Below are 14,812 nucleotides of genomic sequence, written 5' to 3' on the forward strand. Positions count from 1 at the left end.
CGTTACCGATACCCCGCACGCCACGTCGATGACGTGGTGCGTCCACGATGACGGAGGAAAGATGGGAAGCATCACCAACGGTTGGGAAGCGATCAGCCAGTTCACTCAGCTCATCCTGACGATCGCGCCGGCACTTCTCACGGGCTCTCTGTGATCCTGAAGAGTCGGTAGATTTCGTGTCGGCTGTGGCCGTGGATCCGTTCCACGGCCACAGTTCTTTTCGGTGTTCTCTCGGTGTCAGTTCCCGGCCGGCATCAGCATCCATGCGGCGAGGTAGACGAGGGCTGCGGTGCCGCCGGTAACGAATGTGGCGACGACGGTGAGCAACCGGACGAGGTTGACGTCCACGGAGAAGTATTCGGCGATGCCGCCGCAGACGCCTGCGAGCATCTTCTGGTTGTCGGAGCGGGTGAACTGGCGGGGAGTGTTGCTGTCGAATGTCATGCTTCCATCCTGGTCGGCGCGGGGGCCGCGCACATCGGGATGTACCCCGATCTCGACCCTGGTCTTTCACCCTGAGTCTCCGCTCCACGCCGTCCCGTCGTTCACGTCCGCGTCACCGTGACGATGCCTGGGGCGGTTAGATTTCGGCGCAGGACTGACATCGAGGAACATCCCGGATTCCTCAGCGCCTTCGCGGATCTGTCGACCGCCGTCGATCTCCGCGACACCTCCGCGTTCGCCGTCAACGACGAGGACGACGACGATCCGGTTCTGCTCACCGCGCCGGACGGACTGATCGTTGACACGTGGCGAGAGGGCTACTCGTACTCGGAACGTATGCCGCGGGACGAATACGAGTCCGCGAAGCGTCTGCTCCAGATCGAACTGCTCAAGTTCCAGAACGGGGTGAAAGACACGGGCCGCCGCCACGTGATCCTGTTCGAGGGGCGTGACGTCGCGGGTAAGGGTGGCACGATCAAGCGCTTCATGGAACATCTCAATCCTCGCGGGGCTCAGGTGGTGGCACTGGAGAAGCCCTCGGCCCGCGAATCCACGCAGTGGTACTTCCAGCGCTACGTTCAGCGCCTTCCGGCCGCAGGCGAGATCGTCCTGTTCGACCGTTCCTGGTACAACCGCGCCGGAGTCGAGAGGGTGATGGGCTTCTGCACCGACGAGCAGTACTCCCGGTTCCTGCACCAGGCGCCCCTGTTCGAGCAGATGCTGGTCGACGAGGGCATCAGCCTGGTCAAGTTATGGTTCTCCGTGTCACCGCTCGAACAGCGCACCCGGTTCGCCATCCGCCAGGTCGATCCGGTTCGCCAATGGAAATTGTCCCCGATGGACATTGCCTCACTGGACAAATGGCCGGCTTATACAGCAGCCAAAGAGGATATGTTCCGTTTCACGGATACTGATATCACACCGTGGACTGTCGTCAAGAGCAACGACAAGAAAAGGGCGCGTATCAATGGCATGAAGTATGTTTTGTCGCTGTTCGATTACGACAACAAAGATATCGACGTGGTCGGTACCGTCGATCCCCTGGTAGTGGGCCGTGCGAGTGAGGTAATTGGAGAATAACCAGGGAATTAAACAGTGGACGCCCGAGTAACAGTTCGAAATGTTATGAAAATTTTCTTTGGTTGATGCTTCGCGTCCGGTACAAAGGACGAAGCGTCATGAAGGGCGCGGAGCAAAACCCAACACGACGATCAGGAGTTCTCATGTTCTCTTCGGAAATCTTGAGCTTTCTGGAAATCATTCAGACCGTGCTGCCCCTCCTCTCCGGATCGCTGGGGGCGTAGACCCGAACTTCACTGACTCTGGGGCCCACATGCGACACTGTGGGCCCCAGTTCGGTGCTCGGAGGAAGTGCGAGCAGCGCCCAGACGGAAGGTGAAGGATGGTCAACCGCACTGCAGCGGGTAGGTACGGGGTGCGGTTCGCGCTCGCGGTCGCTCTGACGGCGGCGATCCCGTGCCTCGGAGTCCAGGCGTCCGCTTCCGCCGATCCGGCCGAAGACGCCACTGTCGCGGACGGTGGCTCCCACCTGGTGAGCGCCGACGAGATCGACGACCGGCAGTCGACCATGCAGGTGTACTCGGCCTCCATGGACCGGGAGATTCCGCTGCGGGTGATCACCCCCGCGGACACGAGCGCACCGAGGCCCACGCTGTACCTGCTCAACGGGGCGGGCGGCGGCGAGGACTCCGCCACGTGGCAGGCCAGGACCGATGTCGTCGACTTCTTCGCCGACAAGAACGTCAACGTGGTCACGCCCATGGAGGGCGCGTTCAGTTACTACACGGACTGGGAGCAGACCGACCCGGAACTGGGCAACAACAAGTGGACGACGTTCCTCACGCAGGAACTTCCGCCGATCGTCGACTCCGCGCTCGGCACCAACGGCGTCAACGCGATCGCCGGTATCTCGATGGCGGGTAGTTCGGTGCTGAGCCTGGCGCAGTCGGCACCCGGCCTGTACGAGAGCGTCGGCGCCTACAGCGGCTGCGCGATGACCAGCACGGACCCCGGCCGTACGTACGTACAGCTGGTCGTCGAGGGGCGCGGCGGCGGCGACACGTCCAACATGTGGGGACCGGTCGACGGCCCCGGCTGGACGGCCAACGACCCGTACCTCAACGCGGAGAAGCTGCGCGGACTGGACATCTACGTCAGCAACGGATCCGGACTGCCCGGGCCCGGCGACCAGCTGAACGGACCGGGGATCAACGGCGACGTCGGAACGCTCGCCAACCAGATCATTCTCGGCGGCGCCATCGAGGCGGCCACCAACCAGTGCACCCACGCGCTCGCGGACAAGCTGAACGAACTGCAGATTCCCGCAACGTTCGACTTCCGGCCCGTCGGCACGCATTCGTGGTCGTACTGGGAGGAAGACCTGCACAAGTCGTGGCCGATGCTCGCTGCGTCGATCGGCCTGTAGCCTCCGGTCTCGGAAGAGACTCGACCCCCGCAGATCCCGGATCTGCGGGGGTCGAGCCGTCTAGTCTGACGAAGTGGAGACAGTACCGATCCAGATGCCCGACGGAACCACAACTCCGGTTCGCCTGTTTCCCGGCCCGGACGAGGCCCCCGTGATCGTGGTGTTTCCCGGCCTGGGAATTCCCGCCGGCTACTACGAACCCTTCGCCGAGGAACTCGTGTCCCGGGGGTTCAACGCGGCAATCGGGGAACTCCGTGGCCAGGGCGACAGTCGTCCTCGTCCGAGCAGTGCCAGCACGTACGGTTACCACGAACTGGTGGCCCTCGACTTTCCCGCGATCTTCGAAGTGGTGCGGGAGCGCTTTCCCGCCGCCACGCCCTTCCTGCTGGGACACAGCATGGGGGGTCAGCTCGGCGTGATGTATGCGGCGCGGATCCGCGGTCGGCTCGGCGGGATCGTGCTCGTCGCGTCCGGGTCGCCGTATCACCGGGGGTTCCCCGGAATCCATGCCCCGCGGATGCTGGTGGGCGCCGCGGCGATGTCGATGACGGCCAACCTTGCGGGGTTCTGGCCCGGCGACAAACTCGACATCGGCGGGTTCGGGCGCCAGTCGAAGGTGCTGATCACCGATTGGTCGCGATTCGCCCGCACCGGCAAGATCGAGCCCGACGGTGCCGACATCGACTACGAGGAACGCATCGCCCGGCTCAAATTGCCGGTACTGTCGGTGACCGTCGAGGGTGACGATCTGGCCCCGGAATCCGCGGCGAAGAACCTCCTCGCGAAGCTCCCGAACGCCGACGTCACGTTGTGGCACCAGCCGCAGCCGCTGGGCCACAACGGGTGGATCCGCGACCCGGCCGGCACCGTCGACCGGATCGTCGAGTGGATCCACGACCACACCTGACCCGTGAGTACTTATTAACCGTTAACCGCCCGTCGTTAACAAGTACTCACAGGCGGGTGAGCTGCTCCCACAGGAACGTGAATGTGAGCGCCGATTTGAACGCGGCCTGCGCGTTGTCCGCCGCCCCGCCGTGCCCGCCCTCGATGTTCTCGTAGTACCAGACCTTGTGGCCCTGCTCCTCGAGCAGCGCCGTCATCTTGCGGGCGTGGCCGGGGTGGACGCGGTCGTCGCGGGTGGACGTGGTGACGAGGATCGGCGGGTAGTCCGCGGTCGCGTCGGTGTTCTGGTACGGCGAGTACTCGCTGATGAACTTCCAGTCGTCCGCGTTGTCCGGATCGCCGTACTCGGCCATCCACGACGCCCCGGCGAGCAGCAGGTGGTACCGCTTCATGTCGAGGAGCGGAACCTGGCACACGATCGCCCCGAACAGTTCCGGGTAGCGGGTGAGCATGACGCCCATGAGGAGTCCGCCGTTGCTGCCGCCCTGGATCCCGAGCTGCTTCGACGTGGTGATGCCCCGGGTCACGAGGTCGCGAGCGACCGCGGCGAAGTCCTCGAACGCCTTGTGCCGACCCTCCCGCACCGCCTGGGTATGCCACGACGGGCCGTACTCGCCGCCGCCCCGGATGTTCGCCACCACGTACGCGCCGCCGCGTTCGAGCCACGCGAACCCGACCGAACCGCTGTACCCCGGGACCATCGAGTTCTCGAAGCCGCCGTATCCGTACAGCATGGTGGGGCAGGGGCCGGTGACGTCGTCGCGGCGCACCACGAAGTAGGGGATCTCGGTTCCGTCGTCGGACACCGCGAAGTGCTGTGACACCGACATGCCGTCCGCGTCGAAGAACGACGGCGCCTGCTTGACCGGCTCGAGCGGTCCACCGACCGTGCCGTACTGCAGCGTCGCGGGCGTCGTGAATCCGCTGGAGTTGACGAAGAAGCTGTCGCTGGTGCGGGGGTCGGTGCTGATGATCCCGCTCGCCGTGAGTTCCGGTACGCCGTCGAGAGGCTTCTCCTCCCACCCGGTGTCGTGCGGCGTGAGCACGGACAGCTTGGTCTGCACATCCGACAGTCGCACGAGGAGGAGGTGGTTCCGGGTCCACGTTCCCTGCTCGAGGGACGTGTGCTCGTCCGGCGTGAACAGTGGCGTCAACTCCCGTGACCCGGCGAGGAAGTCGGCGTAGTTCGCGGCGAGCAGCGACCCGGCCGGATAGACGGTGCCGTCCACGTCCCAGTCGGTGCGCGGACGGATGGTCAACCAGTCGCGGTACACCGACGAGCCCGCGTCGTCGGGGGTGTCGATCCGGACCTTCGACCCGTCCGGGAGCAGCTGGTAGCGCTCGGCGTTGTAGAAGTCCATGGACCGGCCGACGAAGTGCCGCTCGTATCCGGGAGTGTCGTCGTACGACGCGCCGACGGACACGTCGGTGGTCTCGCCCTCGAAGACGGTGACCGCCTCGGTGAGCTGGGTGCCGCGATGCCAGCGCTTCGCGATTCTCGGGTAGCCGGAATCGGTCATCGAGCCTTCGCCGAAGTCGGTCCCGACATAAACGGTTTCCTTGTCGATCCAGCTGATGCTGGTCTTCGCCTCGGGGACGTCGAATGCGTGGTCGCCGCCGACGAAGTCGCGCTTCTCGATGTCGAATTCGCGCACCACGGACGCGTCCGCGCCACCACGCGAGAACGACAGCAGGGCACGTGACTGCTCGGGTCGGAGCACGCTGGCGCCGGCCCACACCCAGTTCTCGCCCTCGCGTTCGGCGAGGGCGTCGACGTCGAGCAGGACGTCCCACTCGGGGTTGTCGGTGCGGTACTGCTCGAGGGTGGTGCGCCGCCAGATGCCGCGCTTGTGGTCGCCGTCGCGCCAGAAGTTGTACAGGTACTCGCCGCGCATGCCGGCGTAGGGAATCCGGTCGTCCGTGTCGAGCACGTCCAGGATCCGGCTCTCGAGCGCGGAGAACTCGGCGTTCTCGGTGTACTCGGCGAGCGTGCGGGCGTTGCGCTCCCGCACCCAGTCGAGTGACCGTTCCGCGGTGACATCTTCGAGCCAGAGGAAGGGATCCGTCATGGCGCCATTCTTGCAGGCGGTGTCGTGCCTGGTCGCAGCGGGAAAGGTGTGACGGATGAGGCTACTCGCGGGTAACGCGACCGCGTGAAGACAGCGATTCGGGACGGGACTACCCTGAACAACCGTGACCTCACACTATGACGTCGTTGTCCTCGGAGCCGGTCCCGGTGGGTACGTCGCTGCTATCCGCGCGGCACAGCTGGGATTGAGCACTGCCATCATCGAGCAGAAGTACTGGGGCGGTGTGTGCCTGAACGTCGGCTGCATCCCCTCCAAGGCACTTCTCCGCAATGCCGAACTTGCGCATCTCTTCACGAAAGAGGCCAAGACGTTCGGCATCTCGGGAGAGGCGTCCTTCGATTTCGGCGCCGCCTACGACCGCAGCCGCAAGGTCGCGGACGGGCGTGTCAAGGGCGTTCACTTCTTGATGAAGAAGAACAAGATCACCGAGTACGACGGCAAGGGGTCGTTCACCGACGCCAACACCCTCTCGGTCGAGCTGTCCAAGGGTGGGACGGAGACGGTGACGTTCGACAACGCCATCATCGCCACCGGTTCGACCACCAAGCTGCTGCCGGGCACCTCGCTCAGCGAGAACGTGGTCACCTACGAGGAGCAGATCCTCACCCGCGAGCTCCCGGAGTCGATCCTCATCGTCGGTGCCGGCGCGATCGGCATGGAGTTCGGGTACGTCCTGACCAATTACGGGGTGGACGTCACGATCGTCGAGTTCCTCGACCGTGCGCTGCCCAACGAGGACGCGGACGTCTCCAAGGAGATCGAGAAGCAGTACAAGAAGCTCGGCGTCACCATCAAGACCGGTGCGGCCGTGCAGAGCATCGACGACGACGGCAGCAAGGTCACCGTCTCGATCAAGAACAACAAGTCCGGCGAGATCGAGACCGTCGTGGTCGACAAGGTGATGCAGTCGGTCGGGTTCGCGCCCCGCGTCGAGGGTTACGGCCTCGAGAAGACCGGCGTGCAGCTCGATCGTGGTGCGATCGGCATCACCGACACGATGGCGACGTCGGTGCCGCACATCTACGCCATCGGTGACGTCACGATGAAGCTGCAGCTGGCGCACGTGGCCGAGGCGCAGGGTGTCGTGGCAGCCGAGACGATCGCCGGCGCCGAGACGCTGCCGATCGAGGACTACCGGATGATGCCGCGGGCCACGTTCTGCCAGCCGCAGGTCGCGAGCTTCGGTCTGACCGAGCAGCAGGCCAAGGACGAGGGGTACGACGTGAAGGTCGCGACGTTCCCGTTCACCGCCAACGGCAAGGCGCACGGTCTCGGGGATCCGACCGGTTTCGTCAAGCTGATCGCCGACAAGAAGTACGGCGAACTGCTCGGTGGGCACCTGATCGGCCCGGACGTCTCCGAGCTGCTGCCCGAGCTGACCCTCGCCCAGAAGTGGGACCTCACGGTCAACGAGCTGGCACGTAACGTGCACACGCACCCGACGCTCAGCGAAGCCCTGCAGGAGGCCATCCACGGTCTCGCCGGGCACATGATCAACTTCTGACCCGAACACCGAGAAGGGCCCGCACAGTCTCTGTGCGGGCCCTTCTCGTTTCTCGCCGAGTCGCTTCCGCGATCCGATGGCGAACTGCCCGCTGCGATGGCATCGTGGGGAAGATGACCATGCCGGACAGCACGCCAGAAGGATCCGAGGGCGAGTACAGCCTGGACGAAGAGGACCAGTTGCAGCCGGAGGACACATTGGTCGACAGAGGCGTGGACGACGTTCTCGACGAGGGGTATTCGCCTCCGGAGAGGCCGCTCGGGCTCGACGCGTACGGGACGACGGCCGCCGAGCAGCGTGAGGGGGAGACCCTCGATCAGCGCCTCGCGGAGGAGGAGCCGGACCCGGCTCTGGAAGATGACGACAACGCGGAGATCCTCGACGACAACGAGGTCGGGCGGCTGCGGTCGGGCCGGCTCGTCGCAGAGGACGAGGGTGTGGGCGAGGACGAGGAGAAGGACCTCGTGGCGTCCGATATCGGCATCGACGGGGGAGCGGCGTCGGCCGAGGAGGCCGCGGTCCACATCGTCGACGAGGAAACCGACTTCGACGAACTCAGCTGACGCCGCGACCGGCGTCGTACTTCTCCTGCGCCGCGAGGACGTCGGGCACGCGCGATTCGACCAGTTCGATCAGGCCGATGAGGCGTGAACCGACCTCGGCGCCGAGCGGTGTCAGGCTGTATTCGACCTTGGGCGGAATGGCCTCGAGCACGTCGCGAACCACGAGGCCGTCTCGTTCGAGTGCTTGCAGTGTCTGCGACAGCATGCGCTCGCTGACGCCGTCGACGCGTCGGCGGAGTGCACTGAATCGGTAGTTCCCCTCGGTCAGGGCCGCGAGCGCAAGTACGCCCCACCGACCGGTGATGGTCTGCAGGGTCTCGCGCGACGCGCAGTCGCGTGCGAAGACGTCGGCCTCGAGGGTGACGTCTTCACTTTCCTGTGCTGGCTGTGCGAGCTCGGACATGCGTCCAGTCTACCCCACATGCAGGAAGTGCTTACGTAAACATTTGCACTTACGAAAAATTAGTGCATGATTGGAAGTGAGCTTGAACAGCCAACTCATACCCTCATGCGCTAGGAGTTCGTCATGACCATCGCCGTCACAGGAGCAACAGGACACCTCGGTCGACTCGTCGTCGAGGCACTTCTCGGCAAGGGCGTACCCGCAGCCGACATCGTCGCCGTGGTCCGTACCCCGGCCAAGGCCGCGGACCTCGCCGGCAAGGGAGTCGAAATTCGGCAGGCGGAGTACGGCGATCGCGCCGCACTGGAGAAGGCCCTCGCCGGCGTCGACAAACTGCTTCTCGTCTCGGGGAGCGACATCGGGCAGCGGATTGCCCAGCACACCAACGTGATCGACGCCGCGAAGGCAGCCGGGGTCGGGTTCATCGCCTACACCAGCGTCCTCGACGCGCAGAACACCCCTCTTGGACTGGCCGTAGAACACCGTGGCACCGAGGACCAGCTGGCCGAGTCGGGGATCGACTTCGCCCTGCTCCGCAACGGTTGGTACTGGGAGAACTACCTCGGCAGCATTCCCGCCGCACGTGAGACCGGGGCACTGTTCGGCAGCGCAGGCACGGGTGTCGTCGCTGCGGCCGCACGGAAGGACTACGCCGAGGCCGCTGCCGCGGTCCTGCTTGCCGACGATCAGTCCGGCAAGGTGTACGAACTCGGCGGCGACGAACGCCTGACGTACAGCGAGCTGGCCGAGGTTATTTCCTCTGTTCTCGGGAAGCCGGTGTCGTACAAGGACCTTCCGCAGGCCGAGTACGCCGCCGTGCTCGAGGGCGCCGGACTGCCCGCACCGATCGCGGGCATGCTCGCCGATTCCGATGCGGGAGTGGCCGTCGGGGCCCTCGACACCGAGAGCGGTGACCTGCAGAGGCTGATCGGCCGTAGCTCGACCCCGGCCGCCACCGCCCTCGCCCTGTGAGTACTTATCAACCGCGGGCGGTTGACAAGTACTCACGGGCATAGGCAACCCACCCGCCGAATTCGGTGATGTCCGTGGCCCCGTCGACCGCGTCGTGGGTGCAGCTGAAGCCCACCACGGCGCGGCCGTCGGACAACTCGACGCTCGTCAGTGCCATCGGGGCGGGCAGTGCGGCGAGGAAGTTGCCCAGGCCGGCGGGTGACACCCGGAACAGTTCCCCGACTATCGCGGCGCCCGCGCCGGGCCCGCGACGGACGAGGCCGGGCTTGGGCGGCGTCGTGGCGAGTGCGGTGAGCCGGTAGGCGTCCGTGGTGGTGACGGTGTCCACGAATCGTGCGCCGATGTCTTCGAGCTGGAAGTGCAGGGGCTGCCCGCGCAGGTGGGCTCCGAACACGGCCAGTTCCACGCCGTCCTCGACGAGGGTGGGCGCGAAAACGTCGACGAGCCGGGCCGCGAGGTCCACGGCCACCTGATCGGCGAACGCCGGCACCACGAACATGACACCGAACGGTTCGCCGGCGGCGGTCGGGGCGCCCGGGACCGCGACGGCCGCCATGTCGAGCAGGTTGCAGAAGTTCGTGTACGTGCCCATCCGCCGGTTGATGTCGATCGGATCGGCCTGCACGGCAGCGATGGTCGGGTGTTCGGTGGTGGTGGGCAGCAGGAGGCCGTCGAAACCGGCCAGCAGTTCCCGCGTCTGCGCCTTGACGCGGGTGAGCGTGTCGAGGTCGGCGGCGAACTCGTGGCCCGCCGGCTTCCTCGCCGACTCGACGATGGCGGTGACCACCGGATCGGCGCCCGCCGGTGCGGTGTCGAGGAAGTGCCCGACAGCGGTGTACCGCTCGGCGACGACTGCGCCGTCGTACAGGAGTCGGGCTGCGTCGAGGAGCGGGGAGACGTCGACTGCCTCGACGGCGAAACCTCGGTCCGTCAACGACGCCACCGTGGCGACGAACGCCGCGCGGTACTCCCGTGTCAGCAGCGCGAGATTCGCTTCCACGGGAATCGCGACCCTCGGCTGCGCGGGCGCCGCCAGGCTGACGTCGGACGGCCACGCGCGGCTCCGCGGGTCCGCGCTCGCCGGGCCCGACATGATGCGGGCGGCGGTCACGGCCGTGTCGAGTTCGGTGGCGAAGACGGTGACGCAGTCGTAGTCGACGCAGGCGGGAACCACGCCGTCGGCGGGGATGACGCCGAGTGTCGCCTTGATTCCGACGAGTCCGTTGAGCGCGGCCGGAACCCGACCGGATCCCGCTGTGTCGGTGCCGATTCCGATGTCGGCGATGCCGAGCGCGACGGCGACCGCCGAACCCGAACTGGATCCGCCCGACACCCGCTCGGGATCCCACGAGCACCGGACGGCGCCGTACGGGCTGCGCGTCCCGACCAGCCCGGTCGCGAACTGGTCGAGGTTCGTCTTCCCCAGCACGACGGCGCCCTGCTCGACCAGGCGGCGCACAGCGGTCGCGGTGACGCCGGGCAGGTAGGCGAACTCGGGGCACGCCGCAGACGTCGGCAGTCCCGCGACGTCGATGTTGTCCTTGACCGCCACGACCTTTCCGGCCAGGGGGAGATGCTCGCCGGCGTCGAGACGAGTCTGCACGGCAACGGCATCCGCATGCACGTCCTCGACGGACCGGAGGGTGATCCACACCTCCGGCCGGTCCACTTCGGCGATCCGCCGGAAGGCATCCTCGACACGGGCGGTGGGCGAGAGGGTGGTCTGTCCGCGGTTCACGGCATCGACAGTCATCAGTTTTCTGCTCCAATCACGACGAGAGGGGTGCCCGGTTCGACGATCGCGCCCGGTGACACGAGGACTTCGAGAACCGTTCCGGAGGACGGGAACGTGACCGGCATCTCGAGTTTCATCGCCTCGAGAACCACGGCGTTCTGTCCTGGTTCGATGCGCTGCCCGGCTTCGACTTCGACGCGCCACACGCTGCCGACCATGGGCGCCTCGACGACGACCGCTCCGGGCGGAAGTTCGCCCCGCGCGGTCGGTTCGGGGGTGGGCGCCTGTTGGACGCGGTCGAACTCGCCCGACATGCGCCAGGCCGACTTCTCGGCCTCGAACGCCGCGGACTGCCGGGAGTCGAACTCGGCGATGGATCGAGCGTTGTCCCGCAGAAACTTCAGGTGGTCGGCCAACGCGAACGTGCCTTCGGAGATCTCCGCGTCGAACCGCCCGGCCGTAGCCTGCTCGCGATACACGCGCAATTGCTCCGGAGTGACCGGTTCCCACACAATGCGGTCGAAGAACCGGAACATCCAGGGTTTGCCCTCGTCGAAGGGGCGGTGCTGCCGGTACCCGGACCAGATGGGGACGGTGCGGCCGATCAGCTGGTAGCCGCCCGGTGACTCCATGCCGTAGACGCACAGGTACTTGCCGCCGATGCCGACCGCATCGGACGGCGTCCACGTGCGCGCCGGGTTGTACTTGGTGGTGACCAGGCGGTGCCGCGGGTCGAGGGGCACGGCCAGGGGCGCGCCGAGGTAGACGTCGCCGAGCCCGAGCACCAGGTATTCGGCGTCGAACACGGCGTCCCGGACGTCGTCGACGCTGTCCAATCCGTTGATGCGCCGAATGAACTCGGTGTTCGACGGCAGCCATGGCGCGTCGTCGCGGACACCGCTGCGGTACCGGTCGATGGCCTCCGCGATGGACGGGTCGTCGAACGACAACGGCAACCGGACCGTGCGGCTCGGGACCACCAGATCGTGCGTCGCCGGCAGCAGTTCCTCGATGTCCTGGAGGATGTCCAGCAGCCGGCCGGCCGGAAGTTCGTCGGCGTCGAAGTGCAGGTGCAGGGAGCGAACCCCCGGAGTGATGTCGATGATGCCGGGAACGCGGCGTCGGACCAGCGCCTCCGACAGCGCGTGGACGCGCATGCGAAGCCCGAGGTCGAGTTCCCGGTCCCCGTACTCGACGAGGATGTTGTCGTCGCCGCCGCGGAGGTACACGACCGCCGGACGGTCCAATACGGGCGCGATCCGGCGGAGGACCCCGCCGTCGGACACCGTCGACCGGGTGGCCGCGGGCGGAACATTCAGTCGTCGAGACGAATCCGACGCCCGCAGCACGTGCGCACCGTCGTCGGAGACCGCAAGGAAACGTACCCGGTCGCCGGGGCGGATCTGTCCGAGTTTCCACCGGTGTGCCTTGACCACGGTGAGGGGGCACGCGAAGCCGCCGAGGCTCGGGCCGTCGGGGCCGAGCAGAATCGGAGTGTCGCCGGAGACGTTGAGGGCTCCGACGCTGTACGGGTTGTCGTGCAGGTTCGACGGATGCAACCCGGCGTCGCCGCCGTCGGTCCTGGACCAGACCGGCTTGGGGCCGTCGAGTCGGAGGCCGGTCCGGTTCGCGTGGGTCTGGACCTTCCAGGTGGTGTCGTAGAACTGCGCCATGTCGGCGTCGGTGAAGTAGGCGGGCGCCGGCTGCGGTCCCTCGGTGACGGCGAGTTGCCACACGTGCGTGAACTCGGGCCGCGAGTCCTCCGGGACAGAGTGCGGCGCAGCGAGGCCCGCGGTGTTCTCGAACAGCGAGTCGTCGAAGAGACCCAGCACGTCACCGATGGTGACGGCCTTGCCCGTGATGCCGCCGAACCCGCCGAGCGTGAACGTGGACGCGCTGCCGTGGTACAGCGGAGCGTCGATGCCGCCCCGGAACGCGACGTACGTGCGCAGGCCGGTGTCCGCCGGGGTGCCGACGTCGAGGACCGACCCGGCCGGCACTTCCACCGGTTCCCACAGGGGGATCGGTTCGCCGTCGAGCGTGACCGGGGTGTCGGCGCCGCCCACGCAGATCACCGTGGCGTCCGAGAACGCGAGTTGTGGCCCCTGCAGAGTGCATTCGAGCCCCGGTGCGCCGGCCGGATTGCCGACCGCGGTGTTGACCAATTGGAACGACAGGTCGTCCATCGGTCCCGACGGGGGAATTCCGACCTCCCACAATCCGATTCGGCCCGGGTGGTCCTGCACGGTGGTCATCGTCCCGGCGCGGAGCACGTCGACGCGGCGGCCGGTAGGCCGCAGGTCGGCCAGCGACTGCGTGGTGTGCTCGGCACCCAGCACTGTGTCGGCGACGCAGATCCGCCGCAACTGGGGCAGGTTGGTCTGGACCCCGTAGATGTGCGTGTCGGCGAGTGCCTCCGCGAGAGCCGCGAACGCCGCTGTGCGCCGGTGCCCGCGGGTGATCACCTTCGCGAGCATCGGGTCGTAGTAGGCACTTACCTCGGTGCCCGTGTCGACCCACGTCTCGACCCGCGTGTGAGCCGGGAACTCGACCCCCGTGAGTCGTCCGGCACTGGGGCGGTAGTCGTGGCCGGGGTCCTCGGCGTAGATGCGGGCCTCGACGGCGGTTCCCCTGATCTCGGGTCCGGAGTCGGGCAGACCGTCGAGCATGGAACTGTCCCCGCGGGCGAGCCTCAGCATCCACTCGACGAGGTCCACCCCGGTGACTTCCTCGGTCACCGGGTGCTCGACCTGCAGTCGCGTGTTCATCTCGAGGAACGACGCCTCGCCGCGGTCCACGTCGTAGACGAACTCGACGGTTCCCGCGGACCGGTAGTTCACCGAGGACGCGAGACTGCGGGACGAGCTGAGGAGTTGTTCCACCACGTCGTCGGAGAGCCCGGGCGCCGGGGCCTCCTCGACCACTTTCTGGTTGCGGCGCTGCAGTGAGCAGTCGCGGGTGCCGAGGCTCAGTGTGCGGCCGAGGCCGTCGCCGAACACCTGCACCTCGATGTGCCGGGCGCGGGCGACGAAGCGTTCCAGGAACACCCCGGACGAGGAGAAGTTGGCTTGGGCGAGGCGCTGGACGCGGTCGTAGGCTTCGCCGAGTTCCGCGGCGTCGAAGCACGCCTGCATCCCGATGCCCCCGCCGCCACCGACCGCCTTGATCATCACCGGGTAGCCGATGTCGGAGGCCGCGGACAGGGCGGCATCGACGGAGTCGAGGAGGCCGCTGCCCGCGACGAGCGGGACGCCGACGGTGCGGGCGGCCTCGCGTGCCGTGTGCTTGTTCCCGAACGTGCGCAGCTGTTCGGGGGTGGGGCCGACGAACGCGATGCCTGCGGATTCCGCCGCCGCGGCGAATGCGTCGTTCTCCGAGAGGAAGCCGTATCCGGGATGAATCGCGCCCGCGCCCGTCGCCAGGGCGGCCTCCACGACGGCGTCGGCCCGCAGATACGACTCGTGGGCGGGGGCCGGGCCCAGCCGGACGGCGACGTCGGCCATCTCGACGTGCGCGGCCGCCGAATCGGCGTCGGAGTACACCGCGACCGTCTTCAGTCCGAGGAGGTGTGCGGATCGCATGATGCGGCAGGCGATTTCGCCCCGGTTCGCGACGAGCAGAGTGTCGAAGGAGTACTCGATCGGCGGCGTATTCATCCCTGTGCACATGGTTGTATACGCTAAGGACGGGGTGTTTCACCGAGATTTCTCGAGGTAAAGCGTGGGTTAGTAAGACCTCTCACGGCCTGC

General features: G+C 66.8%; 11 protein-coding genes. 6 read left to right on the plus strand and 5 right to left on the minus strand.

What is annotated here, in order from left to right; all coding sequences use genetic code 11:
* Positions 1-237 precede the first annotated feature (237 nt).
* A complete protein-coding gene (locus ACFVJ3_RS09685; RefSeq protein ID WP_378451857.1) occupies positions 238-444 on the minus strand; it encodes a PspC domain-containing protein in 207 nt (68 codons plus the stop codon).
* Between the two features lie 123 nt (positions 445-567).
* Between ACFVJ3_RS09685 and ppk2 the strand changes: the two genes are divergently transcribed.
* The 3 genes from ppk2 to ACFVJ3_RS09700 all read left to right on the plus strand — a co-directional run bounded on the left by ppk2 (position 568) and on the right by ACFVJ3_RS09700 (position 3,797).
* Positions 568-1,524 (plus strand): polyphosphate kinase 2, encoded by a 957-nt coding sequence (gene ppk2, locus ACFVJ3_RS09690; protein WP_378451858.1) that lies wholly within the window; start codon positions 568-570, stop codon positions 1,522-1,524.
* 322 nt (positions 1,525-1,846) lie between these two features.
* A complete protein-coding gene (locus ACFVJ3_RS09695) occupies positions 1,847-2,890 on the plus strand; it encodes an alpha/beta hydrolase (RefSeq protein WP_378451859.1) in 1,044 nt (347 codons plus the stop codon).
* Positions 2,891-2,963: 73 nt separating this feature from the next.
* Positions 2,964-3,797 carry an alpha/beta fold hydrolase gene (locus tag ACFVJ3_RS09700; protein WP_378451860.1) on the plus strand — a complete coding sequence of 278 codons (834 nt, stop codon included), beginning with the start codon at positions 2,964-2,966 and terminating at the stop codon, positions 3,795-3,797.
* A gap of 46 nt (positions 3,798-3,843) precedes the next feature.
* Here the strand turns inward: ACFVJ3_RS09700 and ACFVJ3_RS09705 are convergent, their stop codons facing one another.
* Complete coding sequence (locus tag ACFVJ3_RS09705) at positions 3,844-5,922, minus strand: prolyl oligopeptidase family protein (RefSeq protein ID WP_378451928.1); 2,079 nt, start codon at positions 5,920-5,922, stop codon at positions 3,844-3,846.
* A gap of 67 nt (positions 5,923-5,989) precedes the next feature.
* Between ACFVJ3_RS09705 and lpdA the strand changes: the two genes are divergently transcribed.
* The gene (gene lpdA / locus ACFVJ3_RS09710) at positions 5,990-7,390 is read left to right on the plus strand and encodes a dihydrolipoyl dehydrogenase (protein ID WP_378451861.1); all 1,401 of its coding nucleotides are present in this window, start codon (positions 5,990-5,992) and stop codon (positions 7,388-7,390) included.
* Positions 7,391-7,503: 113 nt separating this feature from the next.
* Positions 7,504-7,953: a DUF5709 domain-containing protein gene (locus ACFVJ3_RS09715; RefSeq protein ID WP_378451862.1), complete on the plus strand. Its 450-nt coding sequence runs from the start codon at positions 7,504-7,506 to the stop codon at positions 7,951-7,953.
* Here the strand turns inward: ACFVJ3_RS09715 and ACFVJ3_RS09720 are convergent.
* Entirely contained in the window at positions 7,946-8,356 is a 411-nt protein-coding gene (locus tag ACFVJ3_RS09720) for a winged helix-turn-helix transcriptional regulator (protein ID WP_378451863.1), read from the minus strand. The two genes, ACFVJ3_RS09715 and ACFVJ3_RS09720, sit on opposite strands and share 8 nt — an antisense overlap.
* Positions 8,357-8,479: 123 nt before the next feature.
* Here ACFVJ3_RS09720 and ACFVJ3_RS09725 point away from each other — a divergent pair, with 123 nt between their 5' ends.
* Positions 8,480-9,328: an SDR family oxidoreductase gene (locus ACFVJ3_RS09725; RefSeq protein WP_378451864.1), complete on the plus strand. Its 849-nt coding sequence runs from the start codon at positions 8,480-8,482 to the stop codon at positions 9,326-9,328.
* A 7-nt stretch (positions 9,329-9,335) separates the two neighbouring features.
* Here the strand turns inward: ACFVJ3_RS09725 and atzF are convergent, their stop codons facing one another.
* Positions 9,336-11,081, minus strand: a complete 1,746-nt coding sequence (atzF, locus tag ACFVJ3_RS09730; RefSeq protein ID WP_378451865.1) for an allophanate hydrolase — start codon at positions 11,079-11,081, stop codon at positions 9,336-9,338.
* Entirely contained in the window at positions 11,081-14,719 is a 3,639-nt protein-coding gene (uca, locus tag ACFVJ3_RS09735; RefSeq protein WP_378451866.1) for an urea carboxylase, read from the minus strand. The genes atzF and uca overlap by 1 nt, the downstream gene beginning before the upstream one ends.
* Between the last annotated feature and the right edge of the window lie 93 nt (positions 14,720-14,812).

It is taken from the genome of Rhodococcus sp. NPDC127593, assembly GCF_042671975.1.
Taxonomy (GTDB): Bacteria; Actinomycetota; Actinomycetes; order Mycobacteriales; family Mycobacteriaceae; genus Rhodococcus_F.

Bases quoted from the DNA above. Each gene is read 5' to 3' on its own strand.
- ACFVJ3_RS09685 (WP_378451857.1), bottom strand. From the start codon at position 444: ATGACATTCGACAGCAACACTCCCCGCCAGTTCACCCGCTCCGACAAC.
- ppk2 (WP_378451858.1), top strand. From the start codon at position 568: ATGCCTGGGGCGGTTAGATTTCGGCGCAGGACTGACATCGAGGAACAT.
- ACFVJ3_RS09695 (WP_378451859.1), top strand. From the start codon at position 1,847: ATGGTCAACCGCACTGCAGCGGGTAGGTACGGGGTGCGGTTCGCGCTC.
- ACFVJ3_RS09715 (WP_378451862.1), top strand. From the start codon at position 7,504: ATGACCATGCCGGACAGCACGCCAGAAGGATCCGAGGGCGAGTACAGC.
- ACFVJ3_RS09720 (WP_378451863.1), bottom strand. From the start codon at position 8,356: ATGTCCGAGCTCGCACAGCCAGCACAGGAAAGTGAAGACGTCACCCTC.
- ACFVJ3_RS09725 (WP_378451864.1), top strand. From the start codon at position 8,480: ATGACCATCGCCGTCACAGGAGCAACAGGACACCTCGGTCGACTCGTC.
- atzF (WP_378451865.1), bottom strand. From the start codon at position 11,081: ATGACTGTCGATGCCGTGAACCGCGGACAGACCACCCTCTCGCCCACC.
- uca (WP_378451866.1), bottom strand. From the start codon at position 14,719: ATGAATACGCCGCCGATCGAGTACTCCTTCGACACTCTGCTCGTCGCG.